Source organism: Paraburkholderia polaris, assembly GCF_012927345.1.
GTDB classification, from domain to species: domain Bacteria; phylum Pseudomonadota; class Gammaproteobacteria; order Burkholderiales; family Burkholderiaceae; genus Paraburkholderia; species Paraburkholderia polaris.
In genome coordinates this window covers 93,472-114,677 of the sequence record NZ_JABBGJ010000004.1, presented here as the reverse complement: position 1 = coordinate 114,677, position 21,206 = coordinate 93,472, and the positions used below count along the sequence as shown (strand labels likewise).

The 21,206-nt window shown below is 61.3% G+C and carries 19 protein-coding genes; 14 read left to right on the top strand and 5 right to left on the bottom strand.

The window, feature by feature from the left end:
* Positions 1 to 4: 4 nt before the first annotated feature.
* Positions 5 to 652 (top strand): glutathione S-transferase family protein, encoded by a 648-nt coding sequence (locus tag HHL24_RS04440; protein ID WP_169484214.1) that lies wholly within the window; start codon positions 5 to 7, stop codon positions 650 to 652.
* 116 nt (positions 653 to 768) lie between these two features.
* On the opposite strand, the gene HHL24_RS04435 is transcribed toward HHL24_RS04440, so the two are convergent.
* On the bottom strand, positions 769 to 1,671 hold the full coding sequence (locus HHL24_RS04435) for a LysR family transcriptional regulator (RefSeq protein WP_169484213.1): 903 nt from the start codon (positions 1,669 to 1,671) through the stop codon (positions 769 to 771).
* A gap of 461 nt (positions 1,672 to 2,132) precedes the next feature.
* On the opposite strand from HHL24_RS04435, the gene HHL24_RS04430 reads away from it, so the two are divergent.
* From HHL24_RS04430 to HHL24_RS04380, 11 genes are all read left to right on the top strand, one after another.
* Positions 2,133 to 2,282, top strand: a complete 150-nt coding sequence (locus tag HHL24_RS04430) for a hypothetical protein (protein ID WP_169484103.1) — start codon at positions 2,133 to 2,135, stop codon at positions 2,280 to 2,282.
* A 321-nt stretch (positions 2,283 to 2,603) separates the two neighbouring features.
* Positions 2,604 to 3,413, top strand: coding sequence for a type 2 periplasmic-binding domain-containing protein (locus HHL24_RS04425; protein ID WP_169484212.1), 810 nt, complete (start codon positions 2,604 to 2,606; stop codon positions 3,411 to 3,413).
* A gap of 235 nt (positions 3,414 to 3,648) precedes the next feature.
* The gene (locus tag HHL24_RS04420; protein WP_169484211.1) at positions 3,649 to 4,470 is read left to right on the top strand and encodes a type 2 periplasmic-binding domain-containing protein; all 822 of its coding nucleotides are present in this window, start codon (positions 3,649 to 3,651) and stop codon (positions 4,468 to 4,470) included.
* Between the two features lie 23 nt (positions 4,471 to 4,493).
* The gene (locus HHL24_RS04415; RefSeq protein ID WP_169484210.1) at positions 4,494 to 5,642 is read left to right on the top strand and encodes a methionine aminotransferase; all 1,149 of its coding nucleotides are present in this window, start codon (positions 4,494 to 4,496) and stop codon (positions 5,640 to 5,642) included.
* A 177-nt stretch (positions 5,643 to 5,819) separates the two neighbouring features.
* Positions 5,820 to 6,233, top strand: a complete 414-nt coding sequence (locus HHL24_RS04410; protein WP_169484209.1) for a cupin domain-containing protein — start codon at positions 5,820 to 5,822, stop codon at positions 6,231 to 6,233.
* An 11-nt stretch (positions 6,234 to 6,244) separates the two neighbouring features.
* The gene (locus tag HHL24_RS04405) at positions 6,245 to 7,513 is read left to right on the top strand and encodes an MFS transporter (protein ID WP_169484208.1); all 1,269 of its coding nucleotides are present in this window, start codon (positions 6,245 to 6,247) and stop codon (positions 7,511 to 7,513) included.
* Positions 7,514 to 7,515: 2 nt separating this feature from the next.
* The gene (locus HHL24_RS04400; RefSeq protein ID WP_169484207.1) at positions 7,516 to 7,818 is read left to right on the top strand and encodes a YciI family protein; all 303 of its coding nucleotides are present in this window, start codon (positions 7,516 to 7,518) and stop codon (positions 7,816 to 7,818) included.
* A gap of 111 nt (positions 7,819 to 7,929) precedes the next feature.
* Entirely contained in the window at positions 7,930 to 10,134 is a 2,205-nt protein-coding gene (locus HHL24_RS04395; protein ID WP_169484206.1) for a diguanylate cyclase domain-containing protein, read from the top strand.
* Between the two features lie 44 nt (positions 10,135 to 10,178).
* Complete coding sequence (locus HHL24_RS04390) at positions 10,179 to 10,448, top strand: hypothetical protein (RefSeq protein WP_169484204.1); 270 nt, start codon at positions 10,179 to 10,181, stop codon at positions 10,446 to 10,448.
* Positions 10,449 to 10,483: 35 nt separating this feature from the next.
* A complete protein-coding gene (locus tag HHL24_RS04385) occupies positions 10,484 to 11,215 on the top strand; it encodes an autoinducer binding domain-containing protein (protein WP_169484203.1) in 732 nt (243 codons plus the stop codon).
* 380 nt (positions 11,216 to 11,595) lie between these two features.
* A complete protein-coding gene (locus tag HHL24_RS04380) occupies positions 11,596 to 11,865 on the top strand; it encodes a hypothetical protein (protein ID WP_230417327.1) in 270 nt (89 codons plus the stop codon).
* Here the strand turns inward: HHL24_RS04380 and HHL24_RS04375 are convergent.
* The 4 genes from HHL24_RS04375 to HHL24_RS04360 form a co-directional block, all read right to left on the bottom strand.
* Positions 11,860 to 14,820, bottom strand: coding sequence for an Hsp70 family protein (locus HHL24_RS04375; RefSeq protein WP_169484201.1), 2,961 nt, complete (start codon positions 14,818 to 14,820; stop codon positions 11,860 to 11,862). The genes HHL24_RS04380 and HHL24_RS04375 overlap by 6 nt on opposite strands.
* Positions 14,817 to 16,667: an Hsp70 family protein gene (locus tag HHL24_RS04370; protein ID WP_169484200.1), complete on the bottom strand. Its 1,851-nt coding sequence runs from the start codon at positions 16,665 to 16,667 to the stop codon at positions 14,817 to 14,819. Before HHL24_RS04370 ends, HHL24_RS04375 begins: the two co-directional genes overlap by 4 nt.
* On the bottom strand, positions 16,664 to 17,278 hold the full coding sequence (locus HHL24_RS04365; protein WP_169484198.1) for a DUF2760 domain-containing protein: 615 nt from the start codon (positions 17,276 to 17,278) through the stop codon (positions 16,664 to 16,666). Before HHL24_RS04365 ends, HHL24_RS04370 begins: the two co-directional genes overlap by 4 nt.
* A gap of 296 nt (positions 17,279 to 17,574) precedes the next feature.
* The gene (locus HHL24_RS04360; protein WP_169484197.1) at positions 17,575 to 18,471 is read right to left on the bottom strand and encodes a LysR family transcriptional regulator; all 897 of its coding nucleotides are present in this window, start codon (positions 18,469 to 18,471) and stop codon (positions 17,575 to 17,577) included.
* Between the two features lie 133 nt (positions 18,472 to 18,604).
* Between HHL24_RS04360 and HHL24_RS04355 the strand changes: the two genes are divergently transcribed.
* A complete protein-coding gene (locus HHL24_RS04355; RefSeq protein WP_169484195.1) occupies positions 18,605 to 19,264 on the top strand; it encodes an NADPH-dependent F420 reductase in 660 nt (219 codons plus the stop codon).
* Between the two features lie 555 nt (positions 19,265 to 19,819).
* Positions 19,820 to 21,172: an FAD-dependent oxidoreductase gene (locus tag HHL24_RS04350; protein WP_329606586.1), complete on the top strand. Its 1,353-nt coding sequence runs from the start codon at positions 19,820 to 19,822 to the stop codon at positions 21,170 to 21,172.
* The last annotated feature ends 34 nt before the right edge of the window (positions 21,173 to 21,206 follow it).

Here is a 21,206-nt window from a genome sequence, read left to right as displayed (position 1 = left end):
CGCGATGCTCAAACTTTACGACGACGAGTTGTGCGGCGAAAGCTATAAAGTCCGGCTGATGTTGGGTCTGCTCGATGTGCCTTACGAAAGAGCGCGCATTGAGCTTTATCCATCGAGGCAGAACGAGACGCGTCGCTTTCTCGCAATGAGTCCGCTGGGGACATTGCCGGTGCTCGATACCGACGGCGCATTGCTGCACGATGCCCACGCGATCCTCGTCTATCTGGCGCGGCGCTACGGCGATGCCGAGCCTGGAGGTCAATTGCACTGGTTGCCGCTGAACGATCCTCTACAACTCGCACAAGTCCATACGTGGCTCGGGTTCGCTACACAATTGAGCGATGCAGTATTCCCGATGCGTGCGCAAGTGTTGCACGGCGCGCCAACGCACAACGATGCATGCCGCGTGGAAGCGAAGAAGCTGCTGCGCATCCTCGACGAAACCTGCTGGTTCAACGAGGCCGCGGGAACGCCTTTTGTCTGTGCGACTTCAGCGCCCACTGTGGCGGATATCGCGTGCTTCGTTCCGGTGGCGTTGCTCGACGAAGCCGAGATCGAATCGATCGACTATCCGGCGCTCAGACGTTGGAGCATGCGCCTCAAACGCCTGAAGGGATTCACGACAATGGCCGGGGTCTACGCTGCTGTGTGAGAGCAGGGCAGGCGGTTAACACGCGCCGTTCGTTACCCGTTTCGGCATACCGTATCTCGATCTGTATGGACTGCGCGCTTCGAATCGTGCTCGGTCTGAACGTCCGTCGTCACTTGTCAGTTGAAGTAGCCGACGGCGAGATCGATGAATTCGCGGATCTTGCGCGGCACGAATTCGCGGCTTGGATAAACGAGCGAGACCGCGACGTCGCCATTGAGCACGGCATATTCGTTGAGGATCTGCACCAGGGTGCCGGCGCGCAATTCATCGCTGACCATTTCGAGTGGAAGCAACGCGATGCCCATTGCGCCGAGCGCCGCCTGTTTCTGCATGATCATGCTGTTGACCGTGAACGACGGATCGAGGGTGATGCTTTCTTCAGTGCCGTTGCCGCTGTTGTTCCTGAATACCCAGGTCTGCGGACTGGTGTCGAGGGGTGCTGCGATCACCCGATGTTGCGCGAGATCGGCCGGGGTTGCCGGATACCCGGCCTCGGCCAGATACGCGGCGGCCGCTACCGGCACCGCGTGAGAATTGATGAGGCGGCGCGCCACCAGCGATTCGGAGCGGATCATGTGTTCGGTCACGATCCCCACGTCGAAGCCGCCTTCGAGCAGATCGACACGTTTCTCGGTGAGCGTGACGCGCAGATTCACGTGCGGAAATTTTGCCTGGTACTCCGCAAAAAGTGGCGTGAGCCGGAACAGCGAGAAGCTGCCCAATGCCACGATCCGCAGATCGCCCGCCACTTCCTTCGAGGTAGTGGTCGCACGTGATTCGACCTCTTCGAGTTCCGCCAGCAGAACGCGGCAGCCGTCGGCATAATCCGCGCCGACTTCGGTCAGCACGACCTTGCGCGTGGTGCGCTGGAACAGCCGGATGCCAAGATGCTTCTCGAGACTCGACACATGGCGCGTCACGACCGAGGTCGAGACACTGAGTTGCTCCGCGGCTTGCGCGAAACTGCCCGCGTCGGCGACCTTGACGAAAGCCTGCATGGCCTGAAAAAGATTGATCATGTTAGTGCGCAATACGTGTTCGTTGAGGCGAGTGGCCGTCGACGCGCGCACCGTCAGGCTGACGGACGTTGGTGAGGAGCAAAGCGTTCGTCACAGGGTGATGGGCTGTCGATGTCATAAAAGCGTCCGGCTGCGGTGCGAGAGATCCAGGTTGCACCAGGCAGGGCTGAAATTGTCTGTTGAATGGAGGCGCGGCCTGGTTTGCGGGAGAACGAAGGCGGCGCGCGGCTGGCGCATTGTACTTCGCGGTGCCATGAGGCAAGCACCATCGTCCGGCCTGTGGGCGGCGAGGCATTCAGCCTGCTGGTGCTGCAAGCGGAGCCGTTGGCGCTTTGTGACACGTGTGAACGAACAATAGAATTCGACACGAGACAATAGACTTTGACACAGGCGAGAGCCGCGGCCGCTATGCTGTGTGGTTTGATTTGACCGGACGCACATGCGGGCACGATGGCTCCGGCATGTCGACAGATGATTTGACACTCAAGCCGCTCGATCAACTGCCAAGCGTGCGGCAATTTAGCTACTTGGGAAAAAAAGCGTTCGACGACCTGACGGTGCTGCGCTCCCGCAAGGGGGGCGTCGCTGGCAAAAAGACCACCGGGGGCTGAAGGAGAGAGTGTGTGAATAATTTTCAGGGCAGGCTCAGATCGGGCTTCTCTGATGCAAAGCTTCTTGAGAATTCGTTGGCGCGGCTTCAGCAAATAAAAAGGAAAGCTCCGGATTTCCCGTTCCAGACGAATTGTCTAGATCCGGTGGTTTCGTGATCGGATGAAGGCGATCAGCTTGTCATTGAACGACCGTGTCAGAGGCATCGGGTTCTACCCAGTTTGATGCCGAGAGTCAATCACAAACCACACCGGTGTTTTCGTGATCTCCCGTGTATACGATGCGCCAGGACTAGGCGACTTCGCCGCACGACAGGGCCAACCATGCACTTCACCTTTGTGACCGAGTTCTCTCCGGCATCGTTACCGGCGCAAGCCGTGCGGATTTTCGCCGGCATATTCAATGAGCCGGATGAGCCGCTCTTCAATGTTGTCCCTTTGTACGACTGGGAAGCCTCGTCTCTCAATATCCTGAAGGAGGTGAGCGGCGGGAAACTGGACGGTGCTGCAATTCTCGCAGATCACGGCCAGTATGCACCCAGCGATGGCGGGGATGCGGTGTCACGGTATGCGCCGAATCTGGGCAAGTCTGCAAGCCAGTCGGTTGCGAGCGACTCGATAGTCTTACTCGCCAACGCCGCGGCACCGGCTGGAGGGCTTTGGACGAAACGCGCCATCACGAGCATTGGTGACCTTCAGAGCGCGCGAGTGTGCGCGTTCGATGTTGAGTCGAGTGTGTTGCTGCGGCAGCTCGGCGCGGAGCCGGTGACCACTGATTGGTCGCATGTAAGAGAGCGCGTGGCCGCTAAGGAAATAGACGCGGTGCTGTGTTCTGGGGACGGGGCGGCTTCTCTTTCGCTATCACAGAATTTTCGTTACTTTTCCGCGGTTCGTTATCCCGGACCTGCATGCGCTCTGCTGATGTCGGCACGCTCGTTTACGCGGCTATCGACAACGCAACAGAACGCAGTTCGTCAGGCGGGTAGGTCAGTCGAACATCAACTCGCGGCAGTCGCGTTCTATCAGGAGCAAATCATTTTCGAGAATATGCATGACCTTGGGGTGCATGTGGACTCTCGACCTTCGGCCGAGCTAAGCGCAGCATTCGCTGGCAGTCCATTGGTCGTAGCGTGATGCCGAGCAATTGGCCACCGGGAATCGCCGAATCATTACCTATCCCCTTCCAGTTCGGCAATCGATTGTCAATGGGAATTGGATGCAGTGATTTCCTGGAGCCCTGTCCCTAAACTTCGGGGCGCACGGCAAACCCGCGAAGCACTCGAAGCAATGTGCGCCGATACCCTCAGGAAATGATATGCGCTTGATATTTGCAACGGAGTACCCTCGGGAGGCCTTGCCTGGCGAAGCAATGGCAGTTCTTGCTGAACTGGTGAGCGACGCCGGTGGCTCTGACCTGACAGTCGAATCGCATTTCGAATCAAATCAGTCTCTCTTTGCTGCAGACGCCCCTGCACTCGGCGGGACTGTATTCGGCGCATCCTTGTTGCAGCATGCAAAAGAGTTTGAGCTTGCCGCTATACCGCGGGGTGAGAAGGGACATGCATCCGAGCAGGACGTAAAGCGTTTTCAACGTATCTTCGACGACTGTCTGCGTCGCGAAGGGTTTCGCCTGCTTGCTATCGTGCCCATGCCGCCAACGGGCGTGTGGTCTTCACGGGAGATCGATAGCGCGACGAGCCTCGTCGGGTTGCGGATTAGGTCGTATGACGCCCTGTCGTGCGAAGTCTTCTCGTCGATTGGCTGTGCCGCAACTAATTTGCCATTTTTCCGGTTACGCGCCGCGCTTGAGGCGGGAGAATTTGACGCGGCCCTGTCCTCGGGAGACGGAGCTGCGGGGGACCTTCTGGCCAGTCACTTCGGGCACTACCTGCCCGTCGCCTACAGCACGCCTTTGTGCTTTCTCATTGTCCAGGATGTGAGTTTCCGGGCGCTATCGATGCGTGGGCAGCGGACCCTTAAATGGGCCGGACGGGAGGTCCAGTTCCAGTACTGGACGCGTCAGACCGGTCGGGAAGAAAAGAATCTGAGGGCGATACAGGACCGCGGCATACGGGTGAGTCGCAGTCTTCCCGGAGACGTCATGGAATTGCTGGAGAAAAAGATGGAACTGGTACGACGTCGCCTGATTGCGGAGCATGCCTTGGCCGACGTACTCGTACCGATTGCCTGAGAACCAATATAAGGAGTGCGACCGTGTCGTCGATTGTTTCTGATTCAAGGCTTCCGCACATCAAGGGTTCCATCTTTGCGACGATGGCCCGCGCGGCAAAGAAGTACGGTGCGGTGAACCTATCGCAGGGGTTTCCGGATTTTGCTCCTGACCAATGGCTGCTGGATGCGCTTTCCGAGGCGGTCCAGGGCAACCACAACCAGTACGGCCTTCCTGAAGGCTCTGAGACATTGCGTCAGTCCATCGCGCACATGTTTCAAAACCTCTACGGACTCGGGTTCTCCGCTGAGACCCAGGTCACCATCACTGCAGGAGCGACGCAGGCCATCTCGGCGGCGATCAGCAGTCTCGTTCACGCTGGAGAAGAAGTAATTTTCTTATCGCCTGCGTTCGAATCGTACGCGCCCGCCATTCTTCTCGCCGGTGGCGTTCCCGTGTGCGTGGAGCTCAGGGCTCCGACGTTCGAAGTCGACTGGGATGAAGTCGAAAAGAGCGTGACGACGCACACGCGGATGATTGTCGTGAACAGCCCACACAACCCGACGGGTCGGTGCTGGACGGCGGTCGATGTGGACAGGCTTGCGCGGATCGCTGACCAGTACAACCTTCTCGTGCTGAGCGACGAGGTCTATCACAATATCGTCTTTGCCCCACAACAGCACATTACCGCAATCTCGGACGCACGACTGCGCGAGAGAACTGTTGTGGTGGGCTCGCTCGGCAAAACAATGCACGTTACCGGTTGGAGAATCGGATACGCAATCGGTGCGCCAGCCTTGACCAACGAAATCCGCAAGGTTCTCCAGTTCAACACGTACGCCGCGCCCACGCCGCTGCAGCAAGCTATGGCTGCCGTACTGGATGACGCCGCGTATTCCGATTTGCCGCAGCTCTTTCTTCAGAAGCGCAATCGCTTTCTTGAGGGACTGGGTAGCTCGCGCTTCAGCTTCATGCCAACCGGCGGCGGCTATTTCCAGATGCTCGACTATTCGGCGATATCCGAGCTTCCGGATACGGAGTTTGCCAACCATCTCATCCAGTGCCACGGTGTTGCCGGGCTGCCGATGTCCGGGTTCGGGTCTCAGTATGCGAAGTCGAAGCTCCTGCGGTTCTGTTTTGCCAAGAAAGAAGAAACACTCGACGCGGCCACCGCCATTCTCCGCGCAATCTAAACCATGAACGTACACGAAATCACCGAACAGGGCGGCCGCAGCCACGCGATACAACTGGTCGCGAAAGCTCTCACCATTGCCGGATGGAGTTCTTGCGCGTCGAACTGCACGACCCGGTACTAGGCCGCACTCTTGCCTGTGAATATCAAATCAAAGTTCTTTGATAGGAGAACATCAATGCTGAAGCCGCATCTTGAGTTTGTCTCGCTGGACCTGAATGAAGGCTGGAGCGTGCCCCTGGGCTACCCGCAAGGAATCGAGGAAAAAGTTCTTTGTCGCTCCCTTTCCCCGGAAATGAGCGCCGGCTGCAGAACCCGACTGCTTCGCTTCGCAGCGGGCATTTACACGACCGCACCGTTTGTGCATGAGTACTGGGAAGAAGTCTACCTCGTGCAGGGTGACCTGACGGTTGGTAACGACGCGAACGGGCAAGGCGGCACACCGTTTGGTCCGAACACCTATGCGTGCCGCCCGCCTGGCGCGTTTCATGGCCCGTTTAAGTCGGAAAGCGGCTGCGTGCTCCTCGAAATCCACTACTACGCGAAAGAGCACGCTATTGCAGCGGCGGTACCGGCCGCGGTGGCGGCGTGAAAGAATCCCCTATGGAAGCGAACGCCCAACGAAGACTACGACTCGCACAGTGGACAGCATTCTGGCTCACCATTGTGGCATACATGGTGTCGTTCTTTCATCGAGTTGCACCTGCAGCACTATCGATTGAGCTACAAAAGGCATTTTCCGCTACCAGCACGGAACTCGGATCCATCACGGCAGTTTTCTTCTTTGCCGTGATGGCCATGCAGATTCCGACCGGCGTTATAGCCGATACCTTGGGGCCGCGGCGGATACTGGTGGTCAGCTGCGTGACGGCGGCGCTCGGCGCTTTTGTCTTCGCGAGCGCTCACACGGTCGAAGTCGCGTGCGTCGGACGTGGGCTCATTGGTCTCGGCGCCGCCGTCCCGTTCGTCGCGTTGCTGCGATTGAACGCGTCGTGGTTTTCGGCACGGCAGTTTGCGACGCTGAGCGGACTTACCCTGCTCTTTGGTAACCTGGGATCAATACTGTCGACGGCGCCGCTGCAGATGATGTCGCAGATCGTTAGCTGGCGCGTCGTCATTGGCGGCATCGGCGGTCTTACCCTCGTAGCCGGAGCGCTCATCGCGGTGTTCGTGCGGGACAAGCCCGCCGACCTTGGACTGCCGCATCCGGACGGCCAACCCAGCGTTCCTCCGTATTCCCGGCCGTCGTGGGTGCGGCAGTTGCGCGATGTCGTTACGAACGCACGTACGTGGCCGTGCTTTTGGGTGGGATTTGGCATCTGCGGGACGTTCTTCGCATTCACCAGCCTATGGGCAGTACCGTATCTGGTCAAATTCATCGGTCTGAGCAAGGGCGAAGCATCCATGCATGTCCTGGTCATGATTCTCTGTCATTCGGTCACGGCGCTCTTCTTGGGGCGGGCGTCCGATCGGCTGGGCAACCGCAAGGGGCTGCTGCTGATCCTCGGAGCTGTTTATCTCGTCTCGTGGATGCCCATGTTGGGGCCGATGAACGCGTTCTCTGGCGAGAGCTATGTCGTATTCGCGATTCAGGGAATGGCCTCCACCAGTTACACGCTCATCTGGGCCATCGCCAAAGAGGTGAACGATCCGAATTCGGCGGGCATGGCTATCGGAGTCACGAATACCAGCATGTTTATGGCTGCGGCGATCCTGCAGCCGCTCATTGGTTCTCTGATAGACCGGTTTGGTATGCAAGGAATGCCCTATTCCATCGCACTGTTGGCGGCGGTATCCGGAGTCGGTTTGCTTGCCGGGATGTGTCTGGTCGAAACGCGAGGAAAAAACATCTACGTAGAGAGGGCCATATAACGATGCTTTACTCGTTCTATAACATCGACGCGCCAGGCACAGACCTGAGAGCGAAGCTACGTCCAGCACACCGCGAGTACCTCGCGAAATTCGCCGAACAGTTTGCCTTCGCTGGGCCGCTGCTGGCGGAAGACGGGGTGACTCCAGTTGGTAGTTTGCTTGTGCTCGATTTTGAGACTGTCGAGGAGGCGAACGCTTTTATTAAGGCGGAGCCGTACACGGTCGCAGGGCTTTATGCGAGTGTCAGTATGTGGCCGTTCCTCAACCTATGGCAGCAGCGCAAGGGCTTTCCCGAGCCTCGTTGACGAGCTTTAGCCTGTGCCCGGTAGACGCTCGTTGCGGTGGGGCGCTTCTCACCAGAATCGCTCGGGGCATCCTTGTACGATCGCCTGAGTGCGCACCGAACGATTGACGACATGTCCACAAACCCTCCCGTAAAACGTCGGTTTCGAAGCGTTATCCTGATTCCAGCCATGGGCGTCCTGGTACTCGCCGCCGTCTGGATTGGTGTGCTGACCCGCCTATCTACGGAAAGGGTGGAGGTGTTACAGGCGGCTCAGTCCAAGGCCGATGTTTTGGCTGATGCTCTGGTCCAGCACACGGAGACCACGATTCACGATGTGGATGTCATCGCGCTCGTGGTGAAACTTCAGTTCGAAAAGGACCCAGCGTCAGTGAATCTAAAGGCACTGCAAGACGCGGGGTTTTTCACGAGAGAAACCGCAGCCCAAGTCTCGATTGTCGACGCCGCCGGACGTATTCTACAAAGCACCATCCCTTACGCCGGCGGCGTATACATTACCGATCGCCAGCACTTTGCGGTCCATCGGACGACTGATGTACCGGGACTCTATATCAGCAAACCAGTGCTCGGCAGGGTCTCCGGGAAATGGACCATTCAACTGTCGCGCCGACTGGAGACGAAGGGCGGGGACTTCGCGGGAGTGGTAGTCGTCTCCGAGGATCGGCGCTACCTGACGCGCGGTTTTACAGACGTCGCTGCGCTCGGCGACAATGGCTCGGCGGCCGTCTTCCTACAGGACGGCTCGAAGCTCTCGGATGACGCGATCGAGGAGGAAGCAACAGGCAGGCAGGCTAAAGGTCGCGATAGTCGAGAACCTGCGAAGACAGTTGCCGACCAGATAGCTGCACGGCGTACCGTGCCGGGCTACCCGCTTCACGTCGAGGTGTCCCTTCGTCGTTCGGACGCGCTGGCGGCCTATAGCAACATGAAATCGGTGTATCTGACGAGCGCCGCCGTGCTATCGATCTTTTTCGCGATGTTCGTGAGCGCGATATCGGTACTCGTACATCGCCTCTTCAAGAGTCGCGACCGGCTTCGAATCCTCTCCGAGACCGATACGCTCACGGCTCTGTGGAACCGCCATGGCTTACTCGCGCGGTTAAACGAGGAAATTGCAAGGCAGTCATGCGTGAACCACCTCGCTGTCGTCTACATCGACTTTGGCAATCTTAAGCACGTAAACGACACGCTCGGCCACGAAGCGGGTGACCAGTTGTTGAAGAAGATCTCCGTGCGACTCAGGCAAGGGCTGTCACCTCACACCGTCGGCCGGTTTGGCGGTGATGAATTCCTTGTGATTGTGACGCCTGACGATAGCGATGCGGACGTCTATCCTGCGACACAAAAGGTGATAGATGCGATCGTCGCCATATTTGAGGCGGCGATCACGTTGCGCGGAAACGTCTTCAATATCCGGGCAAGCATTGGAGTTTCGATACGTGCACGCAGTGAGGATGGCGTTTCGGCGCTTATTCGCGAGGCCGACGAGGCGATGTACGCCGCCAAGGCGCAGATGGTGAGTACGCACAAGACGAACTGGCGATACTATTCAAACGAGATGCGCGAGAGCGGGCGTCTCGCGGTTGAAAACGAACAGCGCTTGCGCATCGCATTGAGCGACGCTAGCCTCCGGCTTACCTTCTACCCTATCCGTGAGTTGCACAGTAAGCAGGTGGGAGGCTTTCGCGTTGCAGTTGCCGTCCTGGAGGAGAAGGGCAATCTGGTGCCTGTGAAATCCACCCTGTCAATCAACGAAGAAAACGGGCTACTTGGACCGATAACTGAGTTCGCCTTTGCTCAGATCTGCCTCACCCTCTTGAGTTGGAAGGAAGAAGGGGCAGCGCCCGCACGGCTTACGTACCCACTGGACAAAGAACAGTTTCTCAATGTCGACTGCGCCCGCATTATCCGCGAACTCGTGCGGAAGTTTGAATTTGTGCCGGACGCATTCGTGCTGGAAGTACCGGAAATAGCGTTTTTTGACGAACCTGTCCTCGCGGCAGAACGCGCCATTGCACTTGCCAGCACAGGGGTGTGCCTGATGCTTGGCTCCTTCTCGGGTGGCTTTGATGCGTTTAAGTTACTCGAGAATAGTCTGGTTCGAGGTGTGGTAATTGGCCCCCAGTCATCGTCGGCCGATATATTGGCCTCGGCGGTCGAGTGCGTAACCCATTCAGGCCGGACAGTTATGCTGGAGTCGGAAGAGCAATCTGCAAAGGTAGCCCCAAGCTCGTCGGTATCGGTAATAGATTTTCTCGACGCCCGTCTCGACGCAAACGTAGCCATGCGCTTATTGAGACAGCTGTCGAGTCCTTGAAGAAGGTAAGCTTACGTAAGTGAGACTCATGGCCGACTCAGCAGGTGAAAAATCGGGAAATTGTTGTTTACGCGGCTGAAGTCGCTGTCGGACGCGAGCGCGTAAGCGTTCGACTGCTGGTACGTGAAGCACTGATGCTCCTTGAGCGGGAGCTGATTCAGGCGGATGGCACATGCTTCATCCACTCCGTTTCGGTCGATGTTCACGCCACCACGTACGACTATTTGACTGCAGACCCGTATTTCGCGCAATTGGAACGGCACTACAGTGCAATTCAAGAAAAAATTCGCCAGCTTGCAAGCCAAGAGGAATGAGCGAACCCAATATTTTCTGAGAGGCTGTGGAGGGAATGCAAGTGAATATCGGGAAAGTACTGGCCGCAATCAATGTGCTCGGCGAGTGCGGACACGACATAGAGCTTCATCCGCGGCTCAGAGCCGTTTTCTCGCAGCTCCAAGTTCCCTCGTTTATCTTCAGTTCCTTCCGCGTGGACACGAACGGACCCACAACCGATTATCGCTTCCTTGTTGGATGCAACCCGGAGTGGATTCAGATCTATCAGCACCGCCACTGGTACAGCAATGACCCGTATCTCCAGTACGCGCGGTTCAATGCGGTGCCAGCTCGCGGCAGTAGCATCCAGATAACGAGCGCGGGGCAACGCGATATGCGCGCTATGGCGCGTCAATACGGGTTTCGGAGCAACCTGATCGTCCCCGCGCATTCACGCGCAACATCGCTTCTCGGCGTTTTGCATGTGGCTAGCGAAATCGAAGTTGAGGACGGTGGGGAAGCACGACTGTTTGAATGGCAAGCGCTCTTACGCGCAATGGCGATGACACTTCTGGATGTACGCATGATGGCGCAGCGCACCTTGATGGTCGCAAAGTTTGAACTCGATGACCGCGACCTGACTGCACTTCGGCTTGTGCTGGTAGCGGAACCAGCACAGGAAGTAGCGAAGAGCTTGGGACTCTCGGTCGCGAGTATCTATTCCATGTACTCGCGGATAAACGAGAAAATGGGTACAAACCGAATCAACGAGGCTGCGCGTCTAGCGCAACAATACGATTTGCTGTAAGTGGCTGCGGCACTGTTTCCAAGCGCTGTGCATGGCGCCTTGCTTCGGGAGCGGTCCGTTCGGAAGCCCACTGACGGCGCTGCGATTCCCGTCCGATCATTGCTGCGTGATAGTGCATTGCAGTCCACAGACGACCCGGTCGGTTTTGCAGGAGGGCGTTGCCTGCCTCGATGCGCCGGGACGCTGCCGCCGGACAATTGACAGGCGTCTGTGTCGCTGTATGGCCACGCGTAAGGTTGGCTTAAGCATGGGCTGTTCAGATAGCGGGACCGTGTCGGGGACAAGGCCGGAGCGGCTCGGGATAGTGCCGTGGCGGCCGGCCTCGCCAGCAGGGAGAGCTGCTGGTTGTACACGCAACTAAAACGGCTGGAAAAACGACGATGAGCAAGCCACGCAAGAGCAGTCGTCACGCTGATAAGAAGCTTTACAGGTCCGCCTACCTGATGGAGTTGGCGAGGGGCAGCTCGTACATTGCCAGCACCTTGACGCCCGCTACGCAACGCGCTGCGATTCAGGAGGTATTGCAGGAATTCCGCGCGCAGCATGGCGCGGAAAAGCTGTTCATCTTCCGTGAACTGCTCGCCGAAAGTCTCGAGAAACGCCAGAATCCGCACGCGGCGCAGGCTGTGCTGACCTTCGAGCCGTTATAGCGCTGCCACTATCAGCTTCAGCCCTGCGGGCAGCGATTCGCCGAACACCCGGCCTTCGTCGGCGTCATCGAGCTCCACGGTCTCGCTGACCATCGTGATCCACGCGCGCGGCGCATTGGCCGCTTCGAGCCTGCGCACTACCGTATGGCGCAACGCCTCGGGCAGGTCGCGCGAGCGGTCGCCGGTCATACGGGTGATCTGCACGGCGGCGAAGGCCGCGGGGTCGACTTTCTTCCAGTCGAGCGCAAGGATTGCGTTCAGCCATTGTGCTGCGACGTCCGGCGGCACGACGCTATGCGCGCTTCCGTAGAACGGCCGCCGCGCACCGATGCGGCCGACCGCCCACCAGCTCTGATGGTTTTCGGCGGGTTTTTTCAGCCGCGTGAGCACCGACTCGCCGAGCTCGATCTTGCGTTCGACTGGAATGCGTTCGAGCGAGGCGCTCAGCCGGACCATGTCGGTGAAGCCGGTTTTCGACACGTCGAACGGCAGCTTATGGCGCGATTGCGCGGCCGTTTGCAGATAGGCCATCGCGTCGAGCACGCGCAGTTGCGCGCTTTCGTCGAGGCCGCCCGCCGCGCGGCGCCATAGCGTCCACCATTCCGACCAGACCTGGCTTTCGTTGACGTACTGGATGCCGTCGTCGAAGAGCGACCAGAGTTGCTCGACGCGCCATTCGTCGAGCGGATAGCCGAAGCCCGGCCGTACGCAATAGCCGGCCAGATTCAGCCACAAGCGTTCGTGGTCCGCCGAGCGCCGCCGGCGGCGCGCACGTTCCCACAGTGCACCGAACAGTTCTCGCAGCAGCGCGCTGTTCCAACTTTCGCGGGGGCCGAGCAGGTGTTCGAGTTGCGAGCGCAGGCGTTTGACTTCCTTGGGGCCGACGTTTTGCGCGCGTGAGCCGAAGCATCGGTCGATATGGTCGATCGCTTCGTCGAGCGCGGGGTGCCGGGCTTGTGCCGGATCCGCCGACAGGTTCAGCTGGGCGCTCACCTGACCGTCTGCGCGGCGCAACTGGAATTCGAGCAGCCAGCGCTGCGCCGGATTGTCGAGCTCGATGCAGTGCACTTCGAGCGTGCCCACTTCGGTAAGGGATGTGACGATCTGTACCGCGGTCTCGCCGCGCGCCGGGCTCGCGCCGCGCGCTTGCACGATCGTCGCGATAGGGGGCAGCCGAACGAAGTCGCCTTGCGCAAGGTCGGTCAGTTCGCCGGGTTGATAGAGGGTGTCCGCGCTTGAAGAAGCCAGGTGAAAGCGCACAGGGTGCCCGAGGCGCAGCGCGAACGTGCGGTCTTCGATCCGGATCTCGTGGCCTTCTTCGGTGCCGCGCGGCAGCAGGCAGATGCCGCGTTGCGTCGGCTCGGTGTCGCGTTCGCCGTCACCGGTTTCGTCCAGCACGAGGAAGTAACTGCGCGCCGAGCCGCCACCGATTTTCGGCGCCTGGCCCGAGCGGGCGAGGGCATAAGCGACCGCGCCGCGCGCCACGGCGACGTCGGGATTGTCGTTGTGCAGAACGTTGAGCGGCTCGCCCCGCCATGTGCCCAAGGTGCTGGACAGGCGCTGCGTGAGCGCCTCGGCGCGAAATACGCCGCCGTTCAGCAGCAGCGTGTCAGGTATCGGCAAAGGCTCGTCCTGACCTTCGCCTGTATCGGAGGAACGCGCAGAGGAACCGGCAGACGAACCCAGCGCCTTACGCGACTGTGCCGCGAAGCGGCTCAGAAACGCCGCGATATGACGCGTGACCGCCGCATCGGTGGCATAGGGCAGGCCGAACTCGACGATCGCACCGCGCGGCCTCCCGGGCCGTTCGTTTGATGCGACTGCCGGAAAGAATCCGTCGACGATGATCTGCTCGACTTCCTCGCGCGTGACCTGCGCGGTGCGCGCGCCGCCGATCAGCTTCGAGCCCGCACCCAGCAGCGTGATCGAAGCCGACTCCGGCGCGTGCGGGCCGAGCAGTTGTTCTTTCGCGCCACGGCAACGCTCGACCAGTTGCGACAGACTCGCCGCCGACAAACGCGTGCGCTCGCTGCCCGCTTGAGACAAGCGCGCCTCGACCCGGTGCGCGAGCGCGAGGTCCATGTTGTCGCCGCCGAGCATCAGATGGTTGCCCACGCCGATACGCGCGAGCTCCGGCTCGCCGTCGCGCATGCGGACTTCGATCAGCGTGAGGTCGGTGGTGCCGCCGCCTACGTCGCAGATCAGCACGAGCCGTGTGTCCGACAGTTCAGTTGCCAGGCTGTCTCGATGATGAAACAGCCAGTCGTAGAACGCCGCCTGCGGCTCTTCCAGCAGCCTTAAAGTGGGTAGGCCCGCCATACGCGCCGCTTCCACCGTCAGCGCTCGCGCGCCTTCGTCGAAAGAAGCGGGCACCGTCAGCACGATGTCCTGCGCTTCGAGTGGCGCGTCCGGAAAACGCTGATTCCAGGCCGCCCGCACGTGCGCCAGATAGCTCGCGCTGGCTTCGACCGGCGAGACTTTGCGGACATCGTCCGCGGCGCCCCACGGCAGAATCGGTGCGACCCGGTCCACCGACGCGTGGGACAGCCAACTCTTCGCACTCGCCACCAGCCGTCCCGGCACCTGGCCGCCGAGCGCACGCGCGAGCCGGCCGATCACTACAGGCGGATCCTGCTGACCCTGCTGACTTCCGACAGCGCCATCGACCGTGCGATCGACCGCACTGTCCGTCGCGCGCCAGGGCAACTGCAGATCGCCCGCGCTCAGCTCGCCCGGCGCCGCGTGATACCGCACCGACGGCAGCAGCGGCCGCGCGGCGACTTCGCCGAGACTCACCAGCTGATCGATCTCGAAGACGCGAATCTCCTGCGAGCCCGCCGCGGGATAGCCCGCCGCGGGACAACCCGCCTCGGGATCGCCCGCCGCGGCATACGCAAGCACCGTGTTACTGGTGCCGAGATCAATGCCGACGCTGTAGCGCTTCATCTCAGTCATGCATTGGCGCTGCCGCGCACGTCGAACTCGACCTTCCAGCGCTCGTCGGTGCCGCGCGGCATGGCTTCGAGTTCGAGCGTGCCGGCTTCCGTCACGCGCGCATGCAGCTTCACCGGCACGACTTCACCGGCGGTGCGGCCGGCGGACGGCAGCGTCGCCTCGATTTCCTCCAGTTCCTGCAATTCCTCGGGGCCCCAGAAGTCGAGCAGCGTGCCGACCTGATCCTGACGACGCACCGACGAGCCGAAGAAGCGGAAGTGCACCGGCTCGCCGACGACCAGCCCGAACTCCTGCGCCGGCAATTCGGCGTCCGTGCCTTCCTCCATGCCGAACGGCGCGACGCACAGCGCCTGCACCGGCGGCTCGAGACCGGGGACGGCGGGCATCGCCGATTCGATCGCGATGTAGTACGCGCGTGCCGTGCCGCCGCGAATGCGCACGCCCTTGCCGCGCCGCACATAGCCGTAATAGGCCGCGCCGCGCGCGACGGCGAGATCGAGATCGGCGCCTTCGAGCAGGCGTGCTTGCGGCGCACCTTCGGCGCTGAGCCAGCCATTGAGCGTGCCCATGATCCGCTCGACCAGCAGCGGCGACTTGAACACGCCGCCGTTGAAGAGCACAGCGGTGGGGTGCAGGAAGGTCGCGCCCTCCGCGGTGGCGATATCGCGCAAGCCGTCGAGTTCGGCGAGCGCGCCCACCTGACGGCCAAGGAAGGCCGCCAGATGCCGCGTGATGCCCGCGTCCTGCGCATACGGCAGGCCGAGTTGCGTCAGACCGGCACGCGCGCGGCTTACCGGACGCGCCGCGCTATCGACCTGCGGGAAGAAGCCTTCGAGGATCGTCTGGGTCAACTCGGCGCGCGTCAGCTCGGTGCGGATCGAACCGCCGATCAGCTTCGAACCGCGGCTCGGCACGACGAGCGGCACCGTGTCGGTGGTGGGATCGCTAAGCAGCGTTTCCTTGGCCGACCGGCATGCATAGGTGAGGGCGCGCAGTTGCCACGCGTCGGCCTGGGTACCTTGTGCTGCAAGCTTGCGCGCGACCACGTGAGCCAGCGCGAGATCCATGTTGTCGCCGCCCAGCAGAATATGTTCGCCGACCGCGACGCGATGCAGTTCGAGATTGCCTTCGCGCTCGATCACGGCGATCAGCGAAAGGTCGGTCGTCCCGCCGCCCACATCGACCACGAGAATGATGTCGCCGACCTTGACCTGCTTGCGCCACTGGCCGCCGCTCTTCTGAATCCAGCTATACAGCGCGGCTTGCGGCTCTTCGAGCAGCGTCATGCGGCCGTAACCGGCAGCCTCGGCGGCTTCGGCGGTCAGCTCGCGCGCAGCCGGATCGAACGACGCGGGGATCGTCACCGTGATGTCCTGCTGGCTGAACGGTGCATCCGGATGCGCGTGATCCCACGCTTCGCGCAGGTGCGTCAGATAACGCACCGAGCTTTCGAGCGGCGAAACGCGCGCGACTTCGGGCGGCGCGTCGTTCGGCAGAATCGCCGCGCGACGGTCGACGCCCGGATGGCACAGCCAGCTCTTGGCGCTCGACACGAGCCGGATCGGCGTGGCCGCGCCGCGGCTGCGGGCGAACTCGCCGACCGCGAATTCGCGCTGGCCGGTCCACGGCAGATACAGGTCGCCCGAGGCGAGTTCGTCCGGATGCGGCACGTAGAGGAACGACGGCAGCAGATCGAGGTTGTCGATCGCGCCGGGGCCGGTGAGTTGTGCGATCGGCAGCACGCCCTGGGCGGTCTTTTCGCCGTCGCTGGCTGTCGTGTCCACGTAGGACAGTGCGCAGTGCGTGGTGCCCAGGTCGATACCGATTGAGAAGCGTGCGTCGCTCATAGCTCCACCTCGGCCGGTGCGATCACCTTGGCGTTATGGCTGCCGGTCAGCTTCGGCAGACGCACTTCGTCGACACGCCAGCCACGATGGCTGATGCTGCCGTTAAACGGCGCCTTGCCGACGACGTTGCCGGTCAGGCGAATCGAGGTGGCGTCGAAACCTTCGGCCAGCGTCACGCGGCTGCCTTCGGCTTCGTCGCGCACCGGGCGGATCGTGAAATGCTCACGCAGCGTCGCGCGGCAGCCGTCGTGCACGAGGCGGGCGGCGGCGCCGATGTCGGCGTCGCTATAGCCCTTGATGTCTTCTTCGACGAAATCGATGAAGCGCGCGTCGCGTTGCAGCAGGCCGAGCAACTGGAGCGCGGCGTCCGGGGTCGCTTCCTTCAGCGTGGGCGCCGGCTGGGGCGCGGGCGCCGGGGCAGCGGCAGGCGCGGGCGTGGGCGCGGCGGCCGGTGTGGGTGCAGATGCGGCGCTCGCGGCAGCGGCGCCACCCGCGCCACCCTTACGCAGGCGCAGCACGCCGGCGGCGAATTCGCCATCGCCGAGGATGCTGAAAAACGTACTGACGGCAAGTGAAATCCTGCCGAGGAAAGATGGGTTCGAATCGGTCATGAATGCTCCTGAGGGGGCTCTGTTAAAGGACGAGCTGTCCTGGCTGCGCCGCACGCGACGGGCCCGGCAGGCCTGATTGGCTTGCTGGGCCGTCGTCGTGCGTCTTTGCGAGGGTCGGCGGCGGGCAAGCCGCCGAGGTCTGATTCATCCGGTCTTGCGGCGCGTTCCGCGCGCGCAAAACCCGTATTTTGCCTTGTCGCGCGCCCGAAGCGGGCAAAGCCGGCAATTCTAGCGGTCAATGGGGGAAGATTGGCGGGTGGCGGAGGCCGTCTTCCGGATGTGCCCGGCGACCCATTTCACGCGGCGTGCGGCCCGAATTCGGCCACGACCTGATCGATAAACGCGCGTAGTTTCGGGGTGACGCGGCTTGCCGGAAAGACCAGATGCATGGGGCGCGCGGGCGCTTCGTAGCCGTTGAGCAGGCGCACCAGCCGGCCCGCGGCGAGCTCGTCTTTCACCGCCACTTCGGGCGCGAGTATCACACCGGCGCCATTGAGGGCGGCCGCCAGCAGCGCTTTCACGTCGTTGGCCTGAAAGCGGCCGGAGATCGGCACCGCGTGTTCGCCTTGCTCGTCGGCAAAACTCCATTCGGTCGCAACCGGCAAGCTCGTGTAGACGAAGCTCAGACACTCGTGCTCCGTCAGCGCTTCCGGTGTATGTGGCTCGCCGCGCTCGGCCAGATAGCCGGGCGACGCGCAGGCGATCAGCCGGTACGGCATCAACGGCCGTGCGATCAACGACGAATCCGACAGCGAGCCGAGGCGGATCGCGGCTTCATACCCTTCGTCGATCAGATCGACGAAGCGGTCGGTCAGCGCCAATTCGACCCGCACCTCGGGATGGGCCTTCAGATAGCGCGTGATCATCGGCGCGAGACAGCAGGCGCCGAAGGTGACCGGCGCGGTGACGCGCAAACGCCCGCGCGGCGAGGCCGACAGCTCCTGCGCGACCGATTCGGCCGCTTCGGCATCCGCCAGCAGCGCCTTGCAGCGTTCGTAGAAAATCTGGCCGATCTCCGTGAGGTTCTGGCGGCGCGTGGTCCGGTTGAGCAAACGCGCGCCGACGCGCTCTTCCAGCGTGCTGACATGCTTGCCGGCCATCTGCGACGAGATGCCGAAGGCGAGTGCGGCCGCGGCGAACGAGCCGCTGTCGGCCGTTTTCACGAACACGGCCATGCTGGTCAAACGGTCCATTATTCCCCACTCCTGGTTTCGACAGTCATCAGATCATGCATGTTTATCCGATTGAAGTTTTGAATCATAGTGTTTCTCACCGACGGGCGTGCGCTCAGCGGCGCGATCCTCAGATAGACATGGAGTGTGAAACATGAAAATAGGCATTCTCGGCGCCGGCTTTATCGGCCGCGCGATGGCGACGCTCGCCAGCAACGCTGGTCACGAAGTCATGATCAGCAATTCCCGTGATCCGCGGACCTTGATCAGCACGGCCGCGGCGATCGGTTGTGCGCTCGGCACGGCTGAACAGGCGGCCAGGTTCGGCGACGTCGTGGTGGTGGCCGTGCCGTTCTCGAGCATTGCAGCGCTGCCGGTTACCGCGCTCGACGGCAAGATCGTGATCGACACATGCAACCACTATCCCGAACGCGATGGCCGGATCGAAGCGCTCGACAGTCGCTCGACGACCACCAGCCAGATGCTGGCCGCCGCATTGCCGGGCGCGAAAGTGGTTAAGGCCTTCAACGCGATTCTGGCGAAGGACCTCGAAACGGACGGCAAGCCTGCCGATGCGCCGAACCGCCGGGCACTGCCGTTCGCCGGCGATGACGCGCCGGCCAAACACGTCGTGAGCGGGCTTCTCGATCAGTTCGGCTTCGATCCAGTCGACGCCGGGACCCTCGCCGACAGTTGGCGCTTCGAGCGTGCCAAGCCGGTCTACTGCATTGCGCTGGATCGCGCGGGCATCGCTGAAGGATTGGCTGCGGCGAGACGGGACGTCGAGTTGCCGCATGGGTCGTGGCGGCACTGAGCGGAGACGACATAAGCAGGGCAGTGCCTTCATGAAGCTGAAATTCCGACCGTGGCGGAACGGGGTGCGGAGACAGTGATGCAGCGCTTGCTCGATACGGCGCGGGTGTTGATCTCGAAGACGGTTGCCGGCGTCGGGGGGCGTTACCAGGTATTCCTGAAAGGATTCGTTCGCTGCTGGAGCGCACAGTGCCCTATCCGCCGAAAATGGCGATTGCAGCTTTCGTTTACGGTGCCGCATTGCAGGGAGCGATTGCGGTTGCGAGCGCTGTTGGCATCGCGCCAGTCGCCGCCCCACTCGTCATTGCGGGAGGTCGTCCCTGCGGTGTAGCTCGGCTGCCCGAGCAGATAGACCTTCAGTGCCTCGCCATTCGCGGTCGAGATGCGCCTAGGGAAAACACTAAATATGCGCGTCCGTGCGCGCGCCAAGGGCCGCCCGGTCTGCTTCTCGCACCATGTGGCGACCCGTCACCAGGGTTTGTTCCATTTATCCGTCGTTGACAGCCTGCTCTTCCTTCGTTAAAAATGTCGTCAACTGATATGTCAGTTGACGACAATGAGGCGACAGATGAAAAAGGCAGGGATCGACGTTCGTACGGTTGGTGATCTTCAGTGTGATGTCCTTGTGATAGGTGGAGGTGCCGCCGGCGTTGCCACTGCGGTCACCGCGCGGCGTCAGGGACTTAAAGTAGTGCTGCTGGAACGTTACGGCTTTTGCGGTGGGGGGGCGGTAGCTGGGCTTTCGGGGACCGTGTGCGGCATGTATCTCGCTACAGACCGCGTAGCCGCGAAGCCTGAGCCCGTCGTTTTCGGCTTTGCGCAGGAATTTTGCAAACTACTGGAAGAACGCGGAGGGCTTGGCGCGCCGCTGCGTTACGGCAAAACGTGGACGCGCGTTCACGACCCTCTCGTGTGGCGGGACGCGGCCGACGCTCTACTGAGCGAGACCGGTGTCCACGTCATCTATCACGCAGTCGCGACCGGCGTCCTGCTTGACGGGAACGAGCGCACCGAAGGCGTCACCGCGTGGACCAAGCAGGGACCGTTGACGATTCGCGCGCACGTTACTGTCGACGCAAGCGGGGATGCCGATCTGGTTGCGATGGCTGGATTGGACAGTTTTGTAGGCGATGAAGGTCGTGTACAGAATCCGACCATGATTTTCCGGCTACAAGGTGTGGACGTCGCACGCTTCACCGCAGCTTACGGTGACGACACGATCATGGGCGCAGCGATCTCTGCACTCCTACACGAACGTCACCTCGCTGGCGACAATCTCCCCCGATCAAAAATCTGGCTCTTCCCGACGACCAGGCCAGGAGAGTTGCTATGCAACTGCACCCGAATTACTGGCACCGACGGGCGCGAACTCAATCCACTTTTCTATGAAGATTTCACGGAAGCCGAACTGAACGGTCGGCGTCAGGTGCACGCATACGCCCGCTTCCTTAGAGAGTACGTGGCCGGGTGCGAAAACGCCTTCATAAACGATACCGGCGTTCAGGTGGGCGTACGCCAGACACGTCAGGTCGAAGGCGTCTCGAAGCTGATGAACGCAGACGTCGTGAGTGCCCGCAAGTTTTCCGCGGGTATCGCACGCTCGCCTTGGCCGATCGAACTGCACGCCGGCGCGAAACCCAAGGTGGAATGGGTGCTGGACGACTACTACGAAGTGCCCTACGGCTGTTTCGTGCCATCCCGTGGCGAGGGTCTGCTCGTCGCTGGGCGATGTCTGTCTGCAGAACATGAGGCGGTTGCCTCCGCACGGGTCACCGCTCAGTGCTTTTCATATGGTCACGCGATCGGTCATGCCGCGACGCTCGCCGTCCGACAAAGGATCGAGCCGCGCGCGCTGGAACCACAGGCGATACGCGACGCGCTTGAGCGAGACGGCGCATGTCTGCAATGAAAGGGCTCAACCAATGAAACGTAAACGTGGAGTG